The organism is Streptomyces sp. DG2A-72, from assembly GCF_030499575.1.
Classification (GTDB): Bacteria; Actinomycetota; Actinomycetes; order Streptomycetales; family Streptomycetaceae; genus Streptomyces.
The window spans coordinates 7,832,944-7,848,562 of the sequence record NZ_JASTLC010000001.1 but is presented as its reverse complement, the minus strand read 5'-3'; the positions used below and the strand labels follow the sequence as shown (position 1 = coordinate 7,848,562).

General features: G+C 71.5%; 14 protein-coding genes and 1 pseudogene. 5 read left to right on the top strand and 10 right to left on the bottom strand.

What is annotated here, in order from left to right:
* Positions 1-38: 38 nt before the first annotated feature.
* The 5 genes from QQY66_RS37355 to miaA all read right to left on the bottom strand — a co-directional run bounded on the left by QQY66_RS37355 (position 39) and on the right by miaA (position 6,468).
* Positions 39-1,502, bottom strand: coding sequence for a M1 family metallopeptidase (locus QQY66_RS37355; protein WP_301984763.1), 1,464 nt, complete (start codon positions 1,500-1,502; stop codon positions 39-41).
* Positions 1,503-1,622: 120 nt separating this feature from the next.
* Positions 1,623-3,740 (bottom strand): bifunctional (p)ppGpp synthetase/guanosine-3',5'-bis(diphosphate) 3'-pyrophosphohydrolase, encoded by a 2,118-nt coding sequence (locus QQY66_RS37350; RefSeq protein WP_301984762.1) that lies wholly within the window; start codon positions 3,738-3,740, stop codon positions 1,623-1,625.
* Positions 3,741-4,019: 279 nt separating this feature from the next.
* A complete protein-coding gene (dapF, locus tag QQY66_RS37345; RefSeq protein ID WP_301984761.1) occupies positions 4,020-4,889 on the bottom strand; it encodes a diaminopimelate epimerase in 870 nt (289 codons plus the stop codon).
* 34 nt (positions 4,890-4,923) lie between these two features.
* Positions 4,924-5,421 carry a hypothetical protein gene (locus tag QQY66_RS37340; RefSeq protein ID WP_301987624.1) on the bottom strand — a complete coding sequence of 166 codons (498 nt, stop codon included), beginning with the start codon at positions 5,419-5,421 and terminating at the stop codon, positions 4,924-4,926.
* A 108-nt stretch (positions 5,422-5,529) separates the two neighbouring features.
* Complete coding sequence (miaA, locus tag QQY66_RS37335) at positions 5,530-6,468, bottom strand: tRNA (adenosine(37)-N6)-dimethylallyltransferase MiaA (RefSeq protein ID WP_301984760.1); 939 nt, start codon at positions 6,466-6,468, stop codon at positions 5,530-5,532.
* 284 nt (positions 6,469-6,752) lie between these two features.
* Here miaA and QQY66_RS50560 point away from each other — a divergent pair, with 284 nt between their 5' ends.
* A complete protein-coding gene (locus tag QQY66_RS50560; protein ID WP_367667025.1) occupies positions 6,753-6,929 on the top strand; it encodes a gliding motility protein in 177 nt (58 codons plus the stop codon).
* A 25-nt stretch (positions 6,930-6,954) separates the two neighbouring features.
* Positions 6,955-7,227 (top strand): antitoxin, encoded by a 273-nt coding sequence (locus tag QQY66_RS37325; RefSeq protein ID WP_301984758.1) that lies wholly within the window; start codon positions 6,955-6,957, stop codon positions 7,225-7,227.
* A 98-nt stretch (positions 7,228-7,325) separates the two neighbouring features.
* On the opposite strand, the gene QQY66_RS37320 is transcribed toward QQY66_RS37325, so the two are convergent.
* Both QQY66_RS37320 and miaB read right to left on the bottom strand, forming a co-directional pair.
* On the bottom strand, positions 7,326-8,057 hold the full coding sequence (locus tag QQY66_RS37320; protein ID WP_301984757.1) for a class III extradiol dioxygenase subunit B-like domain-containing protein: 732 nt from the start codon (positions 8,055-8,057) through the stop codon (positions 7,326-7,328).
* 84 nt (positions 8,058-8,141) lie between these two features.
* Complete coding sequence (gene miaB / locus QQY66_RS37315; protein ID WP_301984756.1) at positions 8,142-9,662, bottom strand: tRNA (N6-isopentenyl adenosine(37)-C2)-methylthiotransferase MiaB; 1,521 nt, start codon at positions 9,660-9,662, stop codon at positions 8,142-8,144.
* 119 nt (positions 9,663-9,781) lie between these two features.
* On the opposite strand from miaB, the gene QQY66_RS37310 reads away from it, so the two are divergent.
* The gene (locus QQY66_RS37310) at positions 9,782-11,365 is read left to right on the top strand and encodes a carboxylesterase/lipase family protein (RefSeq protein WP_301984755.1); all 1,584 of its coding nucleotides are present in this window, start codon (positions 9,782-9,784) and stop codon (positions 11,363-11,365) included.
* A 46-nt stretch (positions 11,366-11,411) separates the two neighbouring features.
* Here QQY66_RS37310 and QQY66_RS37305 read toward each other — a convergent pair whose 3' ends face one another.
* Complete coding sequence (locus QQY66_RS37305; protein WP_301984754.1) at positions 11,412-12,095, bottom strand: response regulator transcription factor; 684 nt, start codon at positions 12,093-12,095, stop codon at positions 11,412-11,414.
* Positions 12,095-13,039, bottom strand: a complete 945-nt coding sequence (locus QQY66_RS37300; RefSeq protein ID WP_301984753.1) for a sensor histidine kinase — start codon at positions 13,037-13,039, stop codon at positions 12,095-12,097. Before QQY66_RS37300 ends, QQY66_RS37305 begins: the two co-directional genes overlap by 1 nt.
* Before the next feature lie 187 nt (positions 13,040-13,226).
* Here QQY66_RS37300 and QQY66_RS37295 point away from each other — a divergent pair, with 187 nt between their 5' ends.
* Complete coding sequence (locus tag QQY66_RS37295) at positions 13,227-13,712, top strand: cation:proton antiporter regulatory subunit (RefSeq protein ID WP_301984752.1); 486 nt, start codon at positions 13,227-13,229, stop codon at positions 13,710-13,712.
* Between the two features lie 4 nt (positions 13,713-13,716).
* On the top strand, positions 13,717-14,970 hold the full coding sequence (locus QQY66_RS37290; protein ID WP_301984751.1) for a cation:proton antiporter: 1,254 nt from the start codon (positions 13,717-13,719) through the stop codon (positions 14,968-14,970).
* A 197-nt stretch (positions 14,971-15,167) separates the two neighbouring features.
* Here the strand turns inward: QQY66_RS37290 and QQY66_RS37285 are convergent.
* Positions 15,168-15,542: pseudogene (locus tag QQY66_RS37285) on the bottom strand (hypothetical protein); the annotation flags it as partial.
* Positions 15,543-15,619 lie beyond the last annotated feature (77 nt).

Genomic DNA, 15,619 nt, shown 5'->3' with positions numbered 1-15,619 from the left:
CGTCACTCGGTTATTCGTCGGGCGCCACGGGTCAGGCGCTAGGCGCCGGGCGCTTCCGACTTCCAGTCCGGGTGACCTGGCATCGGCGGGGTCTTCGTGCCGTACAGCCAGTCCTGGAAGAACCCGCCGAGGTCACGTCCGGACACCTCGGAGGCGAGCTGCACGAACTGGGCCGTGGTCGCCGATCCGTCCCGGTGCTGCTGCACCCAGGTCCGCTCCAGGCGCTCGAACGCCGGGCGGCCGATCTTCTCGCGCAGCGCGTACAGGACGAGCGCGGCGCCGTCGTAGACGTTCGGGCGGAAGATGCCGATCTTCTGGCCTGGCTCGGGCACCTTGGGTGCGGCCGGTGGTCCGCCGGCGGCACGCCAGCCATCGGAGGAGCGGTACGCAGCCTTCATCCGGGTCTGAACCTTCTTGTCCGCCTTCTCCTCCGCGTACAGGGCCTCGTACCAGGTGGCATGCCCCTCGTTGAGCCACAGATCGGACCAGGTGCGGGGGCCGATGCTGTTGCCGAACCACTGGTGGGCCAGCTCATGGACCATGATCGAGTCGACGAACCACTCGGGGAAGCCGGACTCGGTGAACAGGTCTCTCTCGAAGAGAGAGAGGGTCTGCGTCTCGAGTTCGAACCCGGTGTCCGCCTCCGCGATGAGCAGGCCGTAGGTCTCGAAGGGGTACGGCCCGACCTTGCCCTCCATCCACTTCATCTGAGCAGGGGTCTTCTTCAGCCACGGCTCGAACAGCTTGCGGTCCTTGGTGGGGACGACGTCCCGGATCCGCATGCCGTGCGGCCCGGTGCGGTGCAGCACCGTGGAGCGGCCGATGGAGACCTGCGCGAGTTCGGTGGCCATGGGGTGCCGGGTCCGGTACGTCCATGTCGTCTTCCCGCGCGCGCGGTCGACGCCGGCCGGCATCCCGTTGGCGACGGCGGTGTGGCCGTCGGGTGCGGTGACCCGGAAGGTGAACATCGCCTTGTCCGAGGGGTGGTCGTTGCACGGGAACACCAGATGGGCGACGTCGGCCTGGTTGGCCATGACGAGCCCGTCGGCGGTCCGCACCCAGCCTCCGTCCCGGCCCCCGGCCGCCGGTCGGGGATCGCTGGTGTGCCGCACAGTGATCCGCATCCAACTGCCGGCGGGCAGCGGTTTCGCCGGGGTGACAACCAGGTCCTCCTCCGCGCTGGAGAAGGTCGCCTTTTCGCCGTTGACCTCGACCGACTTGACCTTGCTGTGCGCGAAGTCGAGGTTGACGCGGTCCAGTGCGGTGGTCGTCCAGGCGCTGATCGTCGTGACCGCCTGGAGGGGCTTGCTGTTGGTGCCGGGATAGGTGAACGAGAGGTCGTACGACGCCACGTCGTATCCGGGGTTGCCCAGGTGCGGGAAGAGGCGGTCGCCGACGCCGAGGGGGGTCGGCGGGGCACTTGCCGCGACGAGGCAGACGGACACGGCAGAGGCGAGCAGGGCCGCCTTCAGCCGTCGGGGGGTGCGGAGGGTGAGCAGCATGGACCACGGCTACCAGGGCTCACCCGGAGCACGGTGACGACGCGCGTCCGGCCCACTCGAATGGGGTGCTGAAGGACGTCGTACGGTGCGGCACGCGCGCGTGGGCCGTCGTCCCGCCCCTTACGCTCCCGGTGTCTGGACCCGTCCCACGTCGTACACCCCTGGCACGTTCCGCATGGCCCGCATGAGGGCGGGGAGGTGGGCGGCGTCCGGGAGTTGGAGGGTGTAGGTGTGGCGGACGCGTTGCTGGCTCGGGGGTTCGACGGTCGCCGACACGATTTCCGCGCCCTCCAGGGCGATGGCTTCCGTGAGGTCGGCCAGGAGATGAGGGCGGCCGAACGATTCGGCGACCAGAGTGACCCGGCACTCGGTGGTGTCGCCCCAGCGCACGCCGACCTCCGCGCGCCCCGAGCTCTTCATGCGCGCCACCGCGGCGCACTCGACGCGGTGCACGGTCACCGCTCCCCCGCGGACCGAGAATCCGGTGACGTCGTCGGGCGGTACGGGCGTGCAGCAGCCCGCGAGCCGTACGGTCGCGCCGGGCTGGTCGACGACCGCGTTCGCGGCGCCGGGCCGGGTGGCGGGGACGTCGGCGGCGGGCCGCGGGGCCGCGGAGGGCGCCTCGGGACCGCGCTCGGCCTCGACTTCGGCCTCCTGCGAAGGGTGGGTCGCGAGCCACCGTTGGATCGCGATCCTGGCCGCCGGTGTGTGCGCGTGCTCCAGCCACTCTCTGGAAGGCTCGGAGGCCGGGTCCTGACCCATGAGGAGCTGGACGGTGTCGCCGTCCCGCAGGACCGTGCTCAGCGTCGCCAGGCGGCCGTTGACGCGGGCGCCCATGCAGGCGTGCGCGTCCTCGCCGTACTGCGCGTACGCGGCGTCCACGCAGGTCGCGCCGTCGGGCAGACCGAGCGTGCCGCCGTCGGGCCGGAAGACGGCGATCTCGCGGTCCTGGGCGAGGTCCTCGCGCAGGGTGGACCAGAAGGTGTCGGGGTCGGGAGCGCCCTCCTGCCAGTCGAGCAGGCGGGAGAGCCAGCCGGGCCGGGTGGGGTCGACGCGCTCGCCGTCGGCCGGGTCCTCGGGGGCGGGGGCGTAGGGGTTGCCGAGCGCGACGACGCCGGCCTCGGCGACCTTGTGCATCTGGTGCGTACGGATGAGGACTTCGGCGACCTGGCCGTCCTCCCGGGCGACGGCGGTGTGCAGCGACTGGTAGAGGTTGAACTTGGGGACGGCGATGAAGTCCTTGAACTCCGAGACGACGGGCGTCATACAGGTGTGCAGCTCGCCCAGCACGCCGTAGCAGTCCGCATCCTCGCCCACCAGCACCAGCAGCCGGCCGAAGTCACAGCCCCTGAGGCGCCCCCGCTTGCGGGCCACGCGGTGCACGGAGACGAAGTGCCGGGGCCGGATGAGGACTTCGGCCTGGATGCCGGCGTCGCGCAGGACGGTGCGCACCTCTTCGGCGATCTCGGCGAGCGGGTCGTCGGGCAGCGCCGCGTTGTCGGCGATCAACGCGCGTGTGCGGTCGTACTCCTCGGGGTGCAGGATCGCGAAGACGAGGTCTTCCAGTTCGGTCTTCAGGGCCTGGACGCCGAGGCGTTCGGCGAGCGGGATGAGCACGTCCCGGGTCACCTTGGCGATGCGTGCCTGTTTCTCGGGGCGCATCACGCCGAGGGTGCGCATGTTGTGCAGCCGGTCGGCGAGTTTGATCGACATCACGCGGACGTCGCTGCCGGTGGCGACGAGCATCTTGCGGAAGGTCTCGGGTTCGGCTGCGGCGCCGTAGTCGACCTTCTCCAACTTCGTGACGCCGTCGACGAGATAGCGGACCTCGGCGCCGAACTGCTCCCCGACCTGATCGAGGGTCACCTCGGTGTCCTCGACGGTGTCGTGGAGCAGAGAGGCCGTCAAGGTCGTGGTCTCGGCGCCGAGTTCGGCGAGGATCAGGGTCACGGCGAGCGGGTGTGTGATGTACGGCTCGCCGCTCTTGCGCATCTGCCCGCGGTGCGAGGACTCGGCCAGCACATAGGCGCGGCGCAGGGGTTCGATGTCGGCGTCGGGGTAGTGCGCGCGGTGGGCCTCTACGACATGGCCGATGGCGTCGGGCAGCCGGTCACGGGCGGTGGGGCCGAGCAGCGCGGCGCGGCCCAGGCGGCGCAGGTCGATCCTGGGGAGCGACCTCCTACGAGGCCCGGTGGGGGCTACGGGACCTGCGGCAGGGTTCGTTGCCTCCGCACTCATGGGCACCTCCGGCTGCGTGGACCGGCGGACGGGGTTGCCCCATGGCGGACGGCGACTCAGGGTATGGCTTCGTTCCCCCGTCCGGGCCGGTGCTTGATGCTACCGAGCCCATCACGCGTGACTGACCGCCTCTCGCCGAGCGTGAAACGGATCACCCATTCGAGCGATGGTCTGGACGTTTGCGATTTCGCGCCATGTGACCTGCGGCCGACGGCAGTTCCAGACCTCACGAGCCCCTGAAACCAGGACTTCCGGCATCGAGGGCTGCGCTACGGACGGTCACCGAACCGCGTTTTCCAGCCATTCCGCGTCGATCTCTCCCTCGGCCACGATCACCGCGGGTCCGGTCATCTCGATCTCGCCGTCGGGCCGCTCGGTGATCACCAGGGTCCCGCCGGGGACATCGACGGTGTATGTCGCCGGGGTGCCGGTGACCGCGGGGTCGGCGCCGTCTCTGCGGGCGGCGGCCACGGCGACGGCACACGCGCCCGTGCCGCACGAGCGGGTCTCGCCGGCGCCGCGCTCGTGCACGCGCAGCGCGACGTGGGCCGGGCCGCGGTCGACCACGAACTCGACGTTCACCCCGTCCGGGTAGGCGGACGCCGGGCTGAAGGGCGGCGGGGTGAACAGGTCGCCCGCGTGCGCGAGATCCTCCACGAAGGCGACCGCGTGGGGGTTGCCCATGTTCACGTTCCGCGCGGGCCAGCTGCGCTCGCCGACACTCACGGTGACGTCCCCTTCGGGCAGACGCGCCTTGCCCATGCCGACCGTGACGGCACCGTCCTTCGCGATGTGCACGGTCTTCACGCCCCCGCGCGTGGCGACGACGAGGTCACCTTCGGCGACATGTCCGGCACGCTGGAGGTAGCGCGCGAACACCCGCACTCCGTTGCCGCACATCTCGGCGATCGAGCCGTCGCCGTTGCGGTAGTCCATGAACCACTCCGCCTCGGCCGCCATGTCCTTGGCCTCGGGGTGCGCGGCGGACCGTACGACATGCAGCAGCCCGTCGCCGCCGATGCCCGCGCGGCGGTCGCACAGGGCGGCGACGGCGGCCGGGGACAGGTCGATGGCGTTCTCGGGGTCCGGGACGATCACGAAGTCGTTCTCCGTGCCGTGCCCCTTGAGGAAGGCGATCCGCGTGCTCATTCCTCGATCGTAAGGGGTGGGTACGACACCGGGCTCAGCGCAGCCGGGCCACTCGCCAGACGGCCAGCACCACAACGGCCGCGACCACCACGACGTACGCGATCACGACCCGCCAGTCCGGGCGGCGGCCCGAGCCACGCTGAGGCAGGCCGGGCCAGGTGTAGCCGACGCGGCGGGCGGCCATCATGCCCCAGCCGGCCGCGCAGGAGCAGATCAGCAGCCCCAGCATGGCGATCACGGCGCCGCTGTCGCCGAAGTCGAAGGCCAAGGGGAAGGCGAACATCAGGGAGCCGACCGCGGCGAGGGCGACGATGGGGGCGAGCTGCCAGATGCGCAGGCGGCGCTGCGGCCGCAGCTCGACCTCGACCTCCGGGCCGCCGGCGAACATCTCGTCGGGCTCCGGGCCGTCGTCGGTCACACCGTCCTCGTCGGGCCCGTCCGGGCTCAGACGGTCGCCGTCCTGTGCCTGCTCACCGCTGTCGGCGGTGAGAGGTTCGGTGTCTTGTGCGGTGTCGCGAGGGCCGGCCTCCATCGCCACGCGCCCTCCCAACTCGGACTCCACTTGGTCGATCGAAGCTCGATGATGGCACGGCGCCGGAGGCCGGGATGGTGGCCGGAGCGTCCCGATGCCATGACGTGATCAGGCTGTAACCGGTCGTTCGAGCAAGGCCAGCGCGAGGTGCGGAAGTTCTGTGAGATCCGCCGCCGCCCCACTCAGCCAGTGCACCCGGGGATCGCGTCTGAACCATGAATCCTGTCGGCGCGCGAAGCGCTTGGTGGCACGGACGGTCTCGGCGCGCGCCTCCTCCTCCGTGCACTCCCCCGCGAGCGCGGCGAGCACCTGCTGGTAGCCGAGCGCACGCGAGGCCGTACGCCCCTCCCGCAACCCTTGCGCCTCCAGCGCGCGTACCTCGTCGACGAGCCCCGCCTCCCACATCCGATCGACCCGGCGGGCGATGCGGTCGTCGAGTTCGGGGCGTGTCACGTCCACGCCGATCTGGACGGTGTCGTAGATCGAGTCATGGCCGGGAAGGTTGGCGGTGAAGGGCCTGCCGGTGATCTCGATCACCTCGAGGGCCCGGACGATACGGCGGCCGTTGCTGGGCAGGATCGCGTACGCGGCCTCGGGGTCGGAGGCGGCCAGCCGGGCGTGCAGCGCGCCGGAGCCGCGGAGCGTGAGCTCCTCCTCCAGGCGGGCCCTGACGTCGGGGTCCGTGCCGGGGAACTCCAGGTTGTCGACGGCGCCGCGGACGTACAGGCCGGAGCCGCCGACCAGGATCGGCCAGCGTCCGGCGGCGAGCAGTGCGTCGATCCGTTCTCGCGCGAGTCTCTGGTACTCGGCGACGGACGCCGTGATGGTCACGTCCCAGATGTCCAGGAGGTGGTGCGGGACTCCGGAGCGTTCCTCGGGCGTCAGCTTGGCGGTGCCGATGTCCATCCCTCGGTAGAGCTGCATGGAGTCGGCGTTGACGACCTCGCCGCCGAGACGCTGGGCCAGAAAGACGCCCAGATCGGACTTTCCGGCCGCGGTGGGTCCGACGACGGCGATGACGCGGGGGGCGGGGGGTGCACTGCTCACCGCCCCAGTCTCGCAAACCTCCGGCCGGCGCCTCGAACGAGTTACGTGACGGCACGGGCCCGGGGTCGTTCCCTGTTGCGAGGTTTTCGCCGCCGATTTCGAGAGGCGGTGACCGGGGCGGCACAAACGGGCGCACCGGGCTACGCGGGAATTCGCCCGCACGAGTAACGTATGGAGTAGATATGGGCGTTTTTGCACGACTTCTCCGAAGGTCGAAGACTGCGGAGGAGACGTCAACCGCCGAGGCACAGGCCGACACACCGACGGCCGAAACCACGGCGGACGTGACGGAGGCCACTGAGGCGGCGGAGCCGAAGGCGCCGTCCGAGGCCACGGAGGAGGCGGCGGAGACCGTCGAGGCCACCGCCGCGGAGGGTGTCGAGGTCCCCAAGCACGACATCCCCAAGCAGTCCTCGGAGGAAGCTGCCGACCGGGAGGCCGGCGAGGGCGCCCGCACGTAACTGCTCCCGCGAGGGAAGGTGGACCATGGGTCTCCTGGACAAAATGAAGGCCAAACTCGCCCCGGCCAAGGACAAGGTCTCGGGCCTCGCGCAGCAGCACGGGGACAAGATCACGCACGGCCTCGACAAGGCCGCAGAGACTGTCGACAAGAAGACCAAGGGCAAGTACAGCGACAAGATCCAGTCGGGTACGGGCAAGGCCAAGGGAGCCATGGACCGACTCGCGCACAAGGACGACACCGGCACGGGCGACGCACCCACGACGCCGCCGCCGGACTCGCCGCCGCCGACTTCCTGAACGGCACACCGACGGACGGCCGCGGAGCGGATGAGCTCCCGGCCGTCCGCCGTTTCACCCACGCAGAGCCGATGCCCCCCTGCCGTACCGATGCGGCTCTACGACCAGGTCGCGACCACGTACCCGACGCCGTACGGCGCGTCCTCGTACAGCAGCGCACCCTGCAGCTGCGCCTCCTCGGCCGCTCCCGCAAGGACCTGCCAGGGGGCACGCCCCGATGCCTTCAGCTCATACGCCAGCTCCACGTCGAGCGCCTTCAGCGCCGCCACGTCCGCCGACCCGAGCGCACGCGCGACCTTCGCGTCGAAGGGCGCCGCCCGCTCGTCGAGATAGCCAGGGGCCTTCAGCGTGCGGCACGCGCTGGCGTCGCCCATCACCAGCAGCGCCACCCGCTCGGCACGCGCGGCGATCGCCCTTCCCACTTCAATACACCGCTCGGCCGCCAGCGGTTCCCCCACACCGAGTCCCTCGATCGGGGCGCCCGACCATCCGATGCGCTCCAGCAGCCATCCGGCCACGGCGAGCGAGGCCGGAAGCCGGGGCTCCGACTCTGCCGGGGCCGCGTCGTCGTCGCCCTTGGCGCTGCCCAGCCGTACGTCGAGATCCACGCCGAAGCCGTGGAAGGAGCCGCGTGTGCCCTCCGGGTGCGTTCCGCGCCCGCTCTGCTCCGCCGGCCCGAGCACCATGAGCAGGTCGGGCCGGGCGGCGGCGAGGACGCCGAGCGCGTTCGTGCACGCGGCGCGCGCGGTGTCCATCTCCGGCGCGGCGCCCGCGGCGACCTCGGGCACGAGGAGCGGTGGGCAGGGGCAGACGGCGGCGGCGACAAGCATGGTCGGCAGATTAACCCCGTACAGCTGTGACCGGGCTGCGCGCTCACTCAGGACCGCGCCCCTCGCTCGGACCGCCGCCTCAGGTCAGTCGCAGCCGCAGCCGCTGCCCGTGGCCACCGGCAGCGGCTCGGGGACGCCGATCTTCGGCAGGCCGAGCATCACGCCGGCCGGCTCGGCCGCCTCGGCGGCGTTGCGCTTCTCCCAGGCATCGCCCGCGCGCGTGGGGCGCACGTCGAGGACGGCGCCCTCGGCGAGGAGGTGGTGCGGGGCGGCGTACGTGATCTCGACGGTGACGACGTCGCCGGGGCGGACGTCCTGGTCGGGCTTGGTGAAGTGGACCAGGCGGTTGTCGGGGGCGCGGCCGGAGAGGCGGTGGGTGGCGCCGTCCTTGCGGCCCTCGCCCTCGGCGACCATCAGCTCCAGGGTGCGGCCGACCTGCTTCTTGTTCTCCGCCCAGGAGATCTCCTCCTGGAGGGCGACGAGACGCTCGTAGCGCGCCTGGACGACCTGCTTGGGGATCTGGTTGTCCATGGTCGCCGCGGGCGTGCCGGGCCGCTTGGAGTACTGGAACGTAAACGCTTGCGCGAAGCGGGCCTCGCGGACGACGTGCAGCGTCTGCTCGAAGTCCTCCTCCGTCTCGCCGGGGAAGCCCACGATGATGTCGGTGGTGATCGCGGCGTGCGGGATGGCGGCGCGGACCTTCTCGATGATCCCCAGGTAGCGCTCCTGGCGGTAGGAGCGGCGCATCGCCTTCAGGACCGTGTCCGAGCCGGACTGCAGCGGCATGTGCAGCTGCGGCATCACGTTCGGCGTCTCGGCCATGGCGGCGATGACGTCGTCGGTGAAGTCGCGCGGGTGCGGGGAGGTGAAGCGGACGCGCTCCAGGCCCTCGATCTTTCCGCAGGCCCGCAGCAGCTTGCTGAAGGCCTCGCGGTCGCCGATGTCGGAGCCGTACGCGTTGACGTTCTGGCCGAGCAGCGTGATCTCGCAGACGCCCTCGGCGACCAGGGCCTCGATCTCGGCGAGGATGTCGCCGGTCCGGCGGTCCTTCTCCTTGCCGCGCAGGGCCGGGACGATGCAGAAGGTGCAGGTGTTGTTGCAGCCGACGGAGATCGACACCCAGGCCGCGTACGCGCTCTCGCGCCGGGTCGGCAGCGTCGACGGGAACGCCTCCAGCGACTCGGCGATCTCGACCTGCGCCTCTTCCTGCACGCGCGCGCGTTCCAGCAGGACCGGAAGCTTGCCGATGTTGTGCGTGCCGAAGACGACATCCACCCAGGGCGCCTTCTTCACGATCGTGTCGCGGTCCTTCTGCGCCAGGCAGCCACCGACGGCGATCTGCATGCCGGGCCGCGAGGCCTTCCTCGGGGCGAGGCGGCCGAGGTTGCCGTACAGCCTGTTGTCGGCGTTCTCACGGACGGCGCAGGTGTTGAAGACGACGACGTCCGCGTCGCCGTCGGAGCCGTCGGGGGCGCGCACGTAACCGGCCTCTTCGAGCAGCCCGGACAATCGCTCGGAGTCGTGGACGTTCATCTGGCACCCGTAGGTGCGCACTTCGTAAGTCTTCACGTCCACTGCCTGGCTCCGGTCGCTGCTGCTGGTCATTCCTCAAGGGTAGGCGGTCCCGGCAGAACCCTCGGCCCCAGTACTGAGGGCAGGGAGCCGCAGCCCTGGGCCGCCATAAATGAATGGCACACAGCGTGGCACGACGGGAGGATCCGGAAATGGCCTTCGCCTCGCTCGAGCCTCAGCCCGTACCCGAACCTCTGCCCGTACTGGTACGCACGACCGCCGGGACGCTGCGCGGCATCCAGGAGGGCGATGTGGCGGTCTTCCGCGGCATTCCCTTCGCCGAACCGCCGGTCGGCGCCCTCCGATTCGCCGCACCCCGGCCCGTGCGCGGGTGGGACGGAGTGCGGCCCGCCCTGGACTTCGGGCCGCCGCCTCCGCAGGGCATGGACGCGACGGCGGCGGACTCGCGGGGCGACGACTGGCTGACGGTCAACGTCTGGACGCCCGAACCTGACCCCGGCGCGGGGCGTGCGGTGATGGTGTGGATCTACGGCGGCGCCTACACGTTCGGCACGTCCGGCCTTCCCGAGTACGACGGTGCTCGTCTCGCCGAGGACGTCGTCGTGGTGACCTTCAACTACCGAGTCGGCGTGGAGGGTTTCACGCAGATCGAGGGGGCGCCTGCCAACCGCGGCCTGCTCGACCAGGTCGCGGCCCTGGAGTGGGTGCGCGACAACATCCGGGGCTTCGGCGGCGACCCCGACCGCGTCACCGTCTTCGGCCAGTCGGCGGGCGCCGGTTCCGTCGCCGCGCTGCTGGCGATACCGCGTGCCGCCGGGCTCTTCCGGAGGGCGGTCGCGCAGAGCGTGCAGGGCACGTTCTTCTCGCCGGAACTCGCCGCCGACATCGCCACCGTATGCGCGTCCGAGCTGGGCCTGCGTCCCACGGTGGCCGAGCTGTCCACCGTGGACCCGCAGTTGCTGGCCGCCGCCGGAGACGCGGTCACCGCCCGGATGCCCGCGTCGGTCGAGCGGTGGGGCCGGGCCGCGTACCGGTCGATCATGTACGCGCCCGTCGTCGACGGTGACGTCCTGCCCATGACGCCCTGGCAGGCACTGGCCGACGGCGCGGGCCGGGGCATCGACCTCCTCGTCGGGCACGCGCGCGAAGAGCAGCGTTTGCTCAGCCTGCTCGACGGGACGCTCGGTCAGGTCACGGAGGAGCAGGCCGAGGGGGCGCTGCGCATCCTCGCCCCGGGTCCGGACGGCGCACGCCGCTTCCGCGACGGCTTCCCCGACGCAGGCCCCGACGCATTGCACGAACTGGTCCTTTCGGACTGGCTGTTCCGCATGCCGAGCCTCCGCCTCGCCCACGAGCAGCACGCCGCCGACGGCCGGGCGTACGTCTACGAGCTGACCTGGCCCACCCCGGGCATAGGCGGCGTCCTCGGCGCCTGCCACGGCCTCGACGTACCGCTCGTCTTCGGGAACCTGGACCGCGGCCGGCCCGCCGTGCTGCTCGGCGACGGCCCGTCCCCCGAAGCAGAAGCGCTGTCCGCAGGCATGCGCGCGGCGTGGACGCGGTTCGCCGTCGAAGGCGATCCGGGCTGGCCCGCGTACGACACGGAACAGCGCCTGGTGCAGCTCTACGACGTCCGGCCGACCGTAACCCGCTACCCGGAGGAGACCTCACGCCTCCTCTGGCAGCACCACGCCTTCGACCCGCTGCCGCTGCTCAGCTCACCTTCCGGCGGTACAGCACGTCCGGCGTCCGAGCCGACCCCACCCGGCCGGTGAACACGGCATGATGACGCGCCGCCCGGACTTAGTCCATACCTGGGCCTCACGGCTCGATGAGCCCTGCCCGTATCGCATACCGAGTCAGCTCCAGGCGATCTCGCATGCCCAGCTTCTGCAGCAGATTGGCCCGGTGCCGTTCGACCGTCTTCGCGCTGATGAAGAGGAGTTCGCCGATCTCCTTGGAGGTGTGCCCCTCGGCGACCAGCTTCAGGATCTCCTCCTCGCGGTCGGTGACGGCTCGCGCGGGCAGGTCGTCGCCCCGGTGCAGGCGGTCCAGGTAGGAGCGAACGAGGGCCCGCTCGGCGCCCGGACAGACGAACGGCTCGTCGCGCATCGCCGCCCGGCACGCCTCGACCAGGTCTCGGTCGGCGACGGACTTCAGGACATAGCCGCTGGCCCCCGCCTTGAGTGCCTCGAAGAAGTACTGCTCGCTGTCGTACATCGTGAGGATGAGGATCCGCAGCCCCGGCATCCGGTGCGAGAGTTCGCGGGCCGCCTGCAGGCCGGTCATCCGGGGCATGGCGATGTCCAGGACGGCGAGATCCACCTCGGTGTCACGGGCCCGCGCGACCGCCTCGGCGCCGTCGCCGGCCTCCGCGACGACCGTCAGGTCGTCCTCGCCGTCGAGGATCAGCCGCACACCACGGCGTACGAGCGTGTGGTCGTCGGCGAGCAGGACGCGGACGCGGTCGTCCGATGCGGGGATGCCGTGTTCCGATGCGGACATCAGCGGCCTCCGGCCGGTATGCACAGGCGTACGTCCGTCCCCCGGCCCTCGGGCCCCGGCCGCACGGCGAGTTCCGCGCCGATCAGCAGCGCCCGCTCACGCATGCCACCGATCCCGGCGCCCTCCGCCGCCGTACCGACGCCCTTGCCATTGTCGCCCACGACGAGCTCGACGCCGTCCTCGATCCGCCGGAACCGGATCTCGGCGCGATCGGCTCCGGCGTGCCGGGCGGTGTTGGTGAGGGCCTCCTGGGCGACCCGGTAGACGACGAGTTCCGCCTCCTCGGGCAGCGCGGGCAGGTCGCCGGGAATGCGGTGGCGCACCGCGAGACCGTGCGCGGTGAACTCCGTCGCCAGCGAGCGCAGGGCGCTGGACAGGCCCAGCTCCTCCAGGACGCCCGGGCGCAGCCGGCGGGCTATGCGGCGGATCTCGTCGAGGCCGGCGCGGGTGGCCTCCTGGGCCTGGCCGACCTCCGCGCGCAGGTCAACGGGGGCGCGGTCGGCGACGCGCTTGAGCTGGAGGAGGACGGCGGTCAGGGTCTGGCCGACCTCGTCATGGAGCTCGCGGGCGATGCGGTGGCGTTCACGTTCCTGCGCGGACAGCGCACGGGCGGCACCGGCGGCGCGCTCGGCCTCCAGACGGTCGAGCATCGTGTTGTACGTCGTGATGAGCTCGGCAGTCTCCGCCGGACCGGCGACCACCGCACGGGCGCCCGGGCGCAGCAGGTCGGCGGTGGCCATGGCCCGGCCCAGCCGCTGGAGCGGGGCCAGTCCGACGCGCAGGACGACGGCATTGGCGGCCAGCAGCACGGCAAGTCCGGCGGCGACGACGAGCGCCTCCGCGGGCTGGACGGGGGTCGAGACGGTGACCGGGCCCAACAGCAGCGCGGCGGCCACGATCAGGCCCGCGGCGTTGAGCGAGAAGATCCGCCAGAACAGCGACACGTTCCCGGCTCCGCTCCGTCCGATCAGTCGGCACTTCTGCGCCCGTACCAGACTCGCCGATCGCCCGCGGCCACGTATATCCGTCACAGCACCCATGTCGCCACCGTATGCGGGAGTGACAGCATGGCCGCGTCGGCCTGAAACCGATCAAGCCGGCCGGCACCGGGACGAGAGAAAGAGAAGAAACGTGTCCGCTCCACGCCTGAGGGCCACGCCGCTACCGGGCATCGGGGTCCAGTACGACCTGATGACGCGCGAGAACCGCCATCTGTCCGTGGTGGCACACCGCGACGGCGCCCGCACAGTGAGCGTGTACCGGGCCGACGACCCCGACTCCTGCGCCCAGTCGCTACGGCTGACCGGCGCCGAGGCGGGCTCGCTGATCGATGCGCTCAAGCCGTCCCACCACAGTGCGAGCCTGCTGTACACCTCGGACCTGGGGCTGGTCGCCGAGCGGGTCGAGGTGGTCGCCACCTCACGCTGGAACGGGCGGGTGCTGGGCGACACCCGGATACGGACCGAGACGGGCGCGTCCGTGGTGGCGGTGCTGCGGCGGGCCGAGGCGATTCCGTCCCCGGCACCGGACTTCCGGCTCGTGGGCGGTGACACGCTCATCGTCGTCGGCACCCGCGAGGGCGTCGACGCGGCCGCGGCGATACTCGGGCGGGAGTGAACGGGTGCATTCCGCGGTCCTGCTCATCGAGTTCGGTTCCATCATCCTCGGCCTCGGCCTGCTCGGCCGGTTCGCCGCCCGCTTCCGGCTCTCGCCCATCCCGCTGTACCTGCTCGCCGGGCTCGCCTTCGGCGAGGGCGGGCTGCTGCCGCTGGGCGCGAGCGAGGAGTTCATCGCCATCGGTGCCGAGATCGGCGTCATCCTGCTGCTGTTGATGCTCGGCCTGGAGTACACGGCCGGCGATCTGGTCACCAACCTCAAGTCCCACTACCCGGCGGGGCTGGTCGATGGCGCCCTGAACGCCGTGCCGGGTGCCCTGGCCGCACTGCTGCTGGGCTGGGGGCCGGTGGCCGCTGTCGTACTGGCCGGCGTCACCTGGATCTCGTCGTCCGGGGTGATCGCGAAGGTGCTCGGCGACCTGGGCCGGGTCGGCAACCGCGAGACCCCGGTGATCCTCAGCGTGCTGGTGCTGGAGGACCTGGCGATGGCGGTGTACCTGCCGATCGTCACGGCGCTGGTGGCCGGGGCCGGACTGCTGGCGGGCAGCGTGACGCTGGCGATCGCGCTGGGCGCGGCGGGGCTGGTGCTGTTCGTGGCCGTGCGGTACGGGCGGGTGATCTCCCGGTTCGTGTCGAGCGACGACCCGGAGAAGCTCCTGCTGGTGGTTCTCGGGCTGACGATCCTGGTCGCGGGCGTGGCGCAGCAGCTCCAGGTCTCCGCGGCCGTGGGCGCGTTCCTGGTCGGCATCGCGCTGTCCGGGGAGGTCGCGGAGGGCGCGCACACCCTGCTGAGTCCGTTGCGTGACCTGTTCGCCGCCGTGTTCTTCGTCTTCTTCGGGCTGCATACGGACCCCGCCAGCATCCCGCCCGTCCTGCTCCCCGCCCTCGCGCTCGCCGTCGTCACCGCCGCGACGAAGATCGCCACCGGCTACTGGGCAGCCCGGCGCGCCGGCATCTCCGTCAAGGGCCGCTGGCGCGCGGGCGGCGCCCTGGTGGCCCGCGGCGAGTTCTCGATCGTCATCGCCGGCCTGGCGGTCAGCGCGGGCATCGAGCCGTCCCTGGGCCCACTGGCGACGGCGTACGTCCTGATCCTGGTCGTCCTCGGCCCGCTGACCGCGCGTTACACCGAACCGGTGGCTATGTGGTGGGGCGGCCGTGGGGGCGAGCGCCGGGACGCGCCGGAGAGTCCGCCTACGGCGACGGAGTCGCCGGGGGTGACCGCTTCGGCGGACGCCATGGACTCAGCGAAGGGTCACTGAGGCGTCGGGGCCGGGGGTTCGTAGGGGCCGCGGCGGCGCGGCGCCGGTGGGCGGATGGACGGGGAGTTGCTGTCAGCGGCCGCTACAAGGGGGCAGTCCATGCGGGGCATCGTCAGTGACCTGTGCTGAGGGGCACGCCGTAGGGCAGCACCGACGTGCACAGCGGCGCGCCCCCGGCCGTCAGACGGTGCCGGACAGCCCTGGCGGCGCAGCACCCCCGACACGTCAGGCGCCTCGTAGTGCTCGCCCTTGAGGATCTTGCCGTCCGCTCTGCGGGCGACACGGCCTTCGGGGCCCAGCTTGCTCATGTTGGAGCGGTGGACCTCGGCGATCACCGCGTCGGGGTCGATCCCATGGACGAGCGCCGTGCCGTACGCCACGTAGACCACGTCCGCCAGTTCGTGCGCGAGCGGGCCGGTGACCGAGACCTCGGCGACCTCCGCGGCCTCCTCCGCGAGCAACTCGCCCCGATGCGCCGCCAGTTCGGCAGACACCTCGGTCGGGTTACTGCGGACGTCCAGCCCGACGGCGCGATGGAAGGCACGGACCAGGTCGGCGGGCGAAGAGCTCATGCAGGGAACTCCAGCCACCGCCACTGACAGTCCCTCGGGGCGGCGCCGTCGCCGGCCTGTGACCCCGGCCCTGGTCA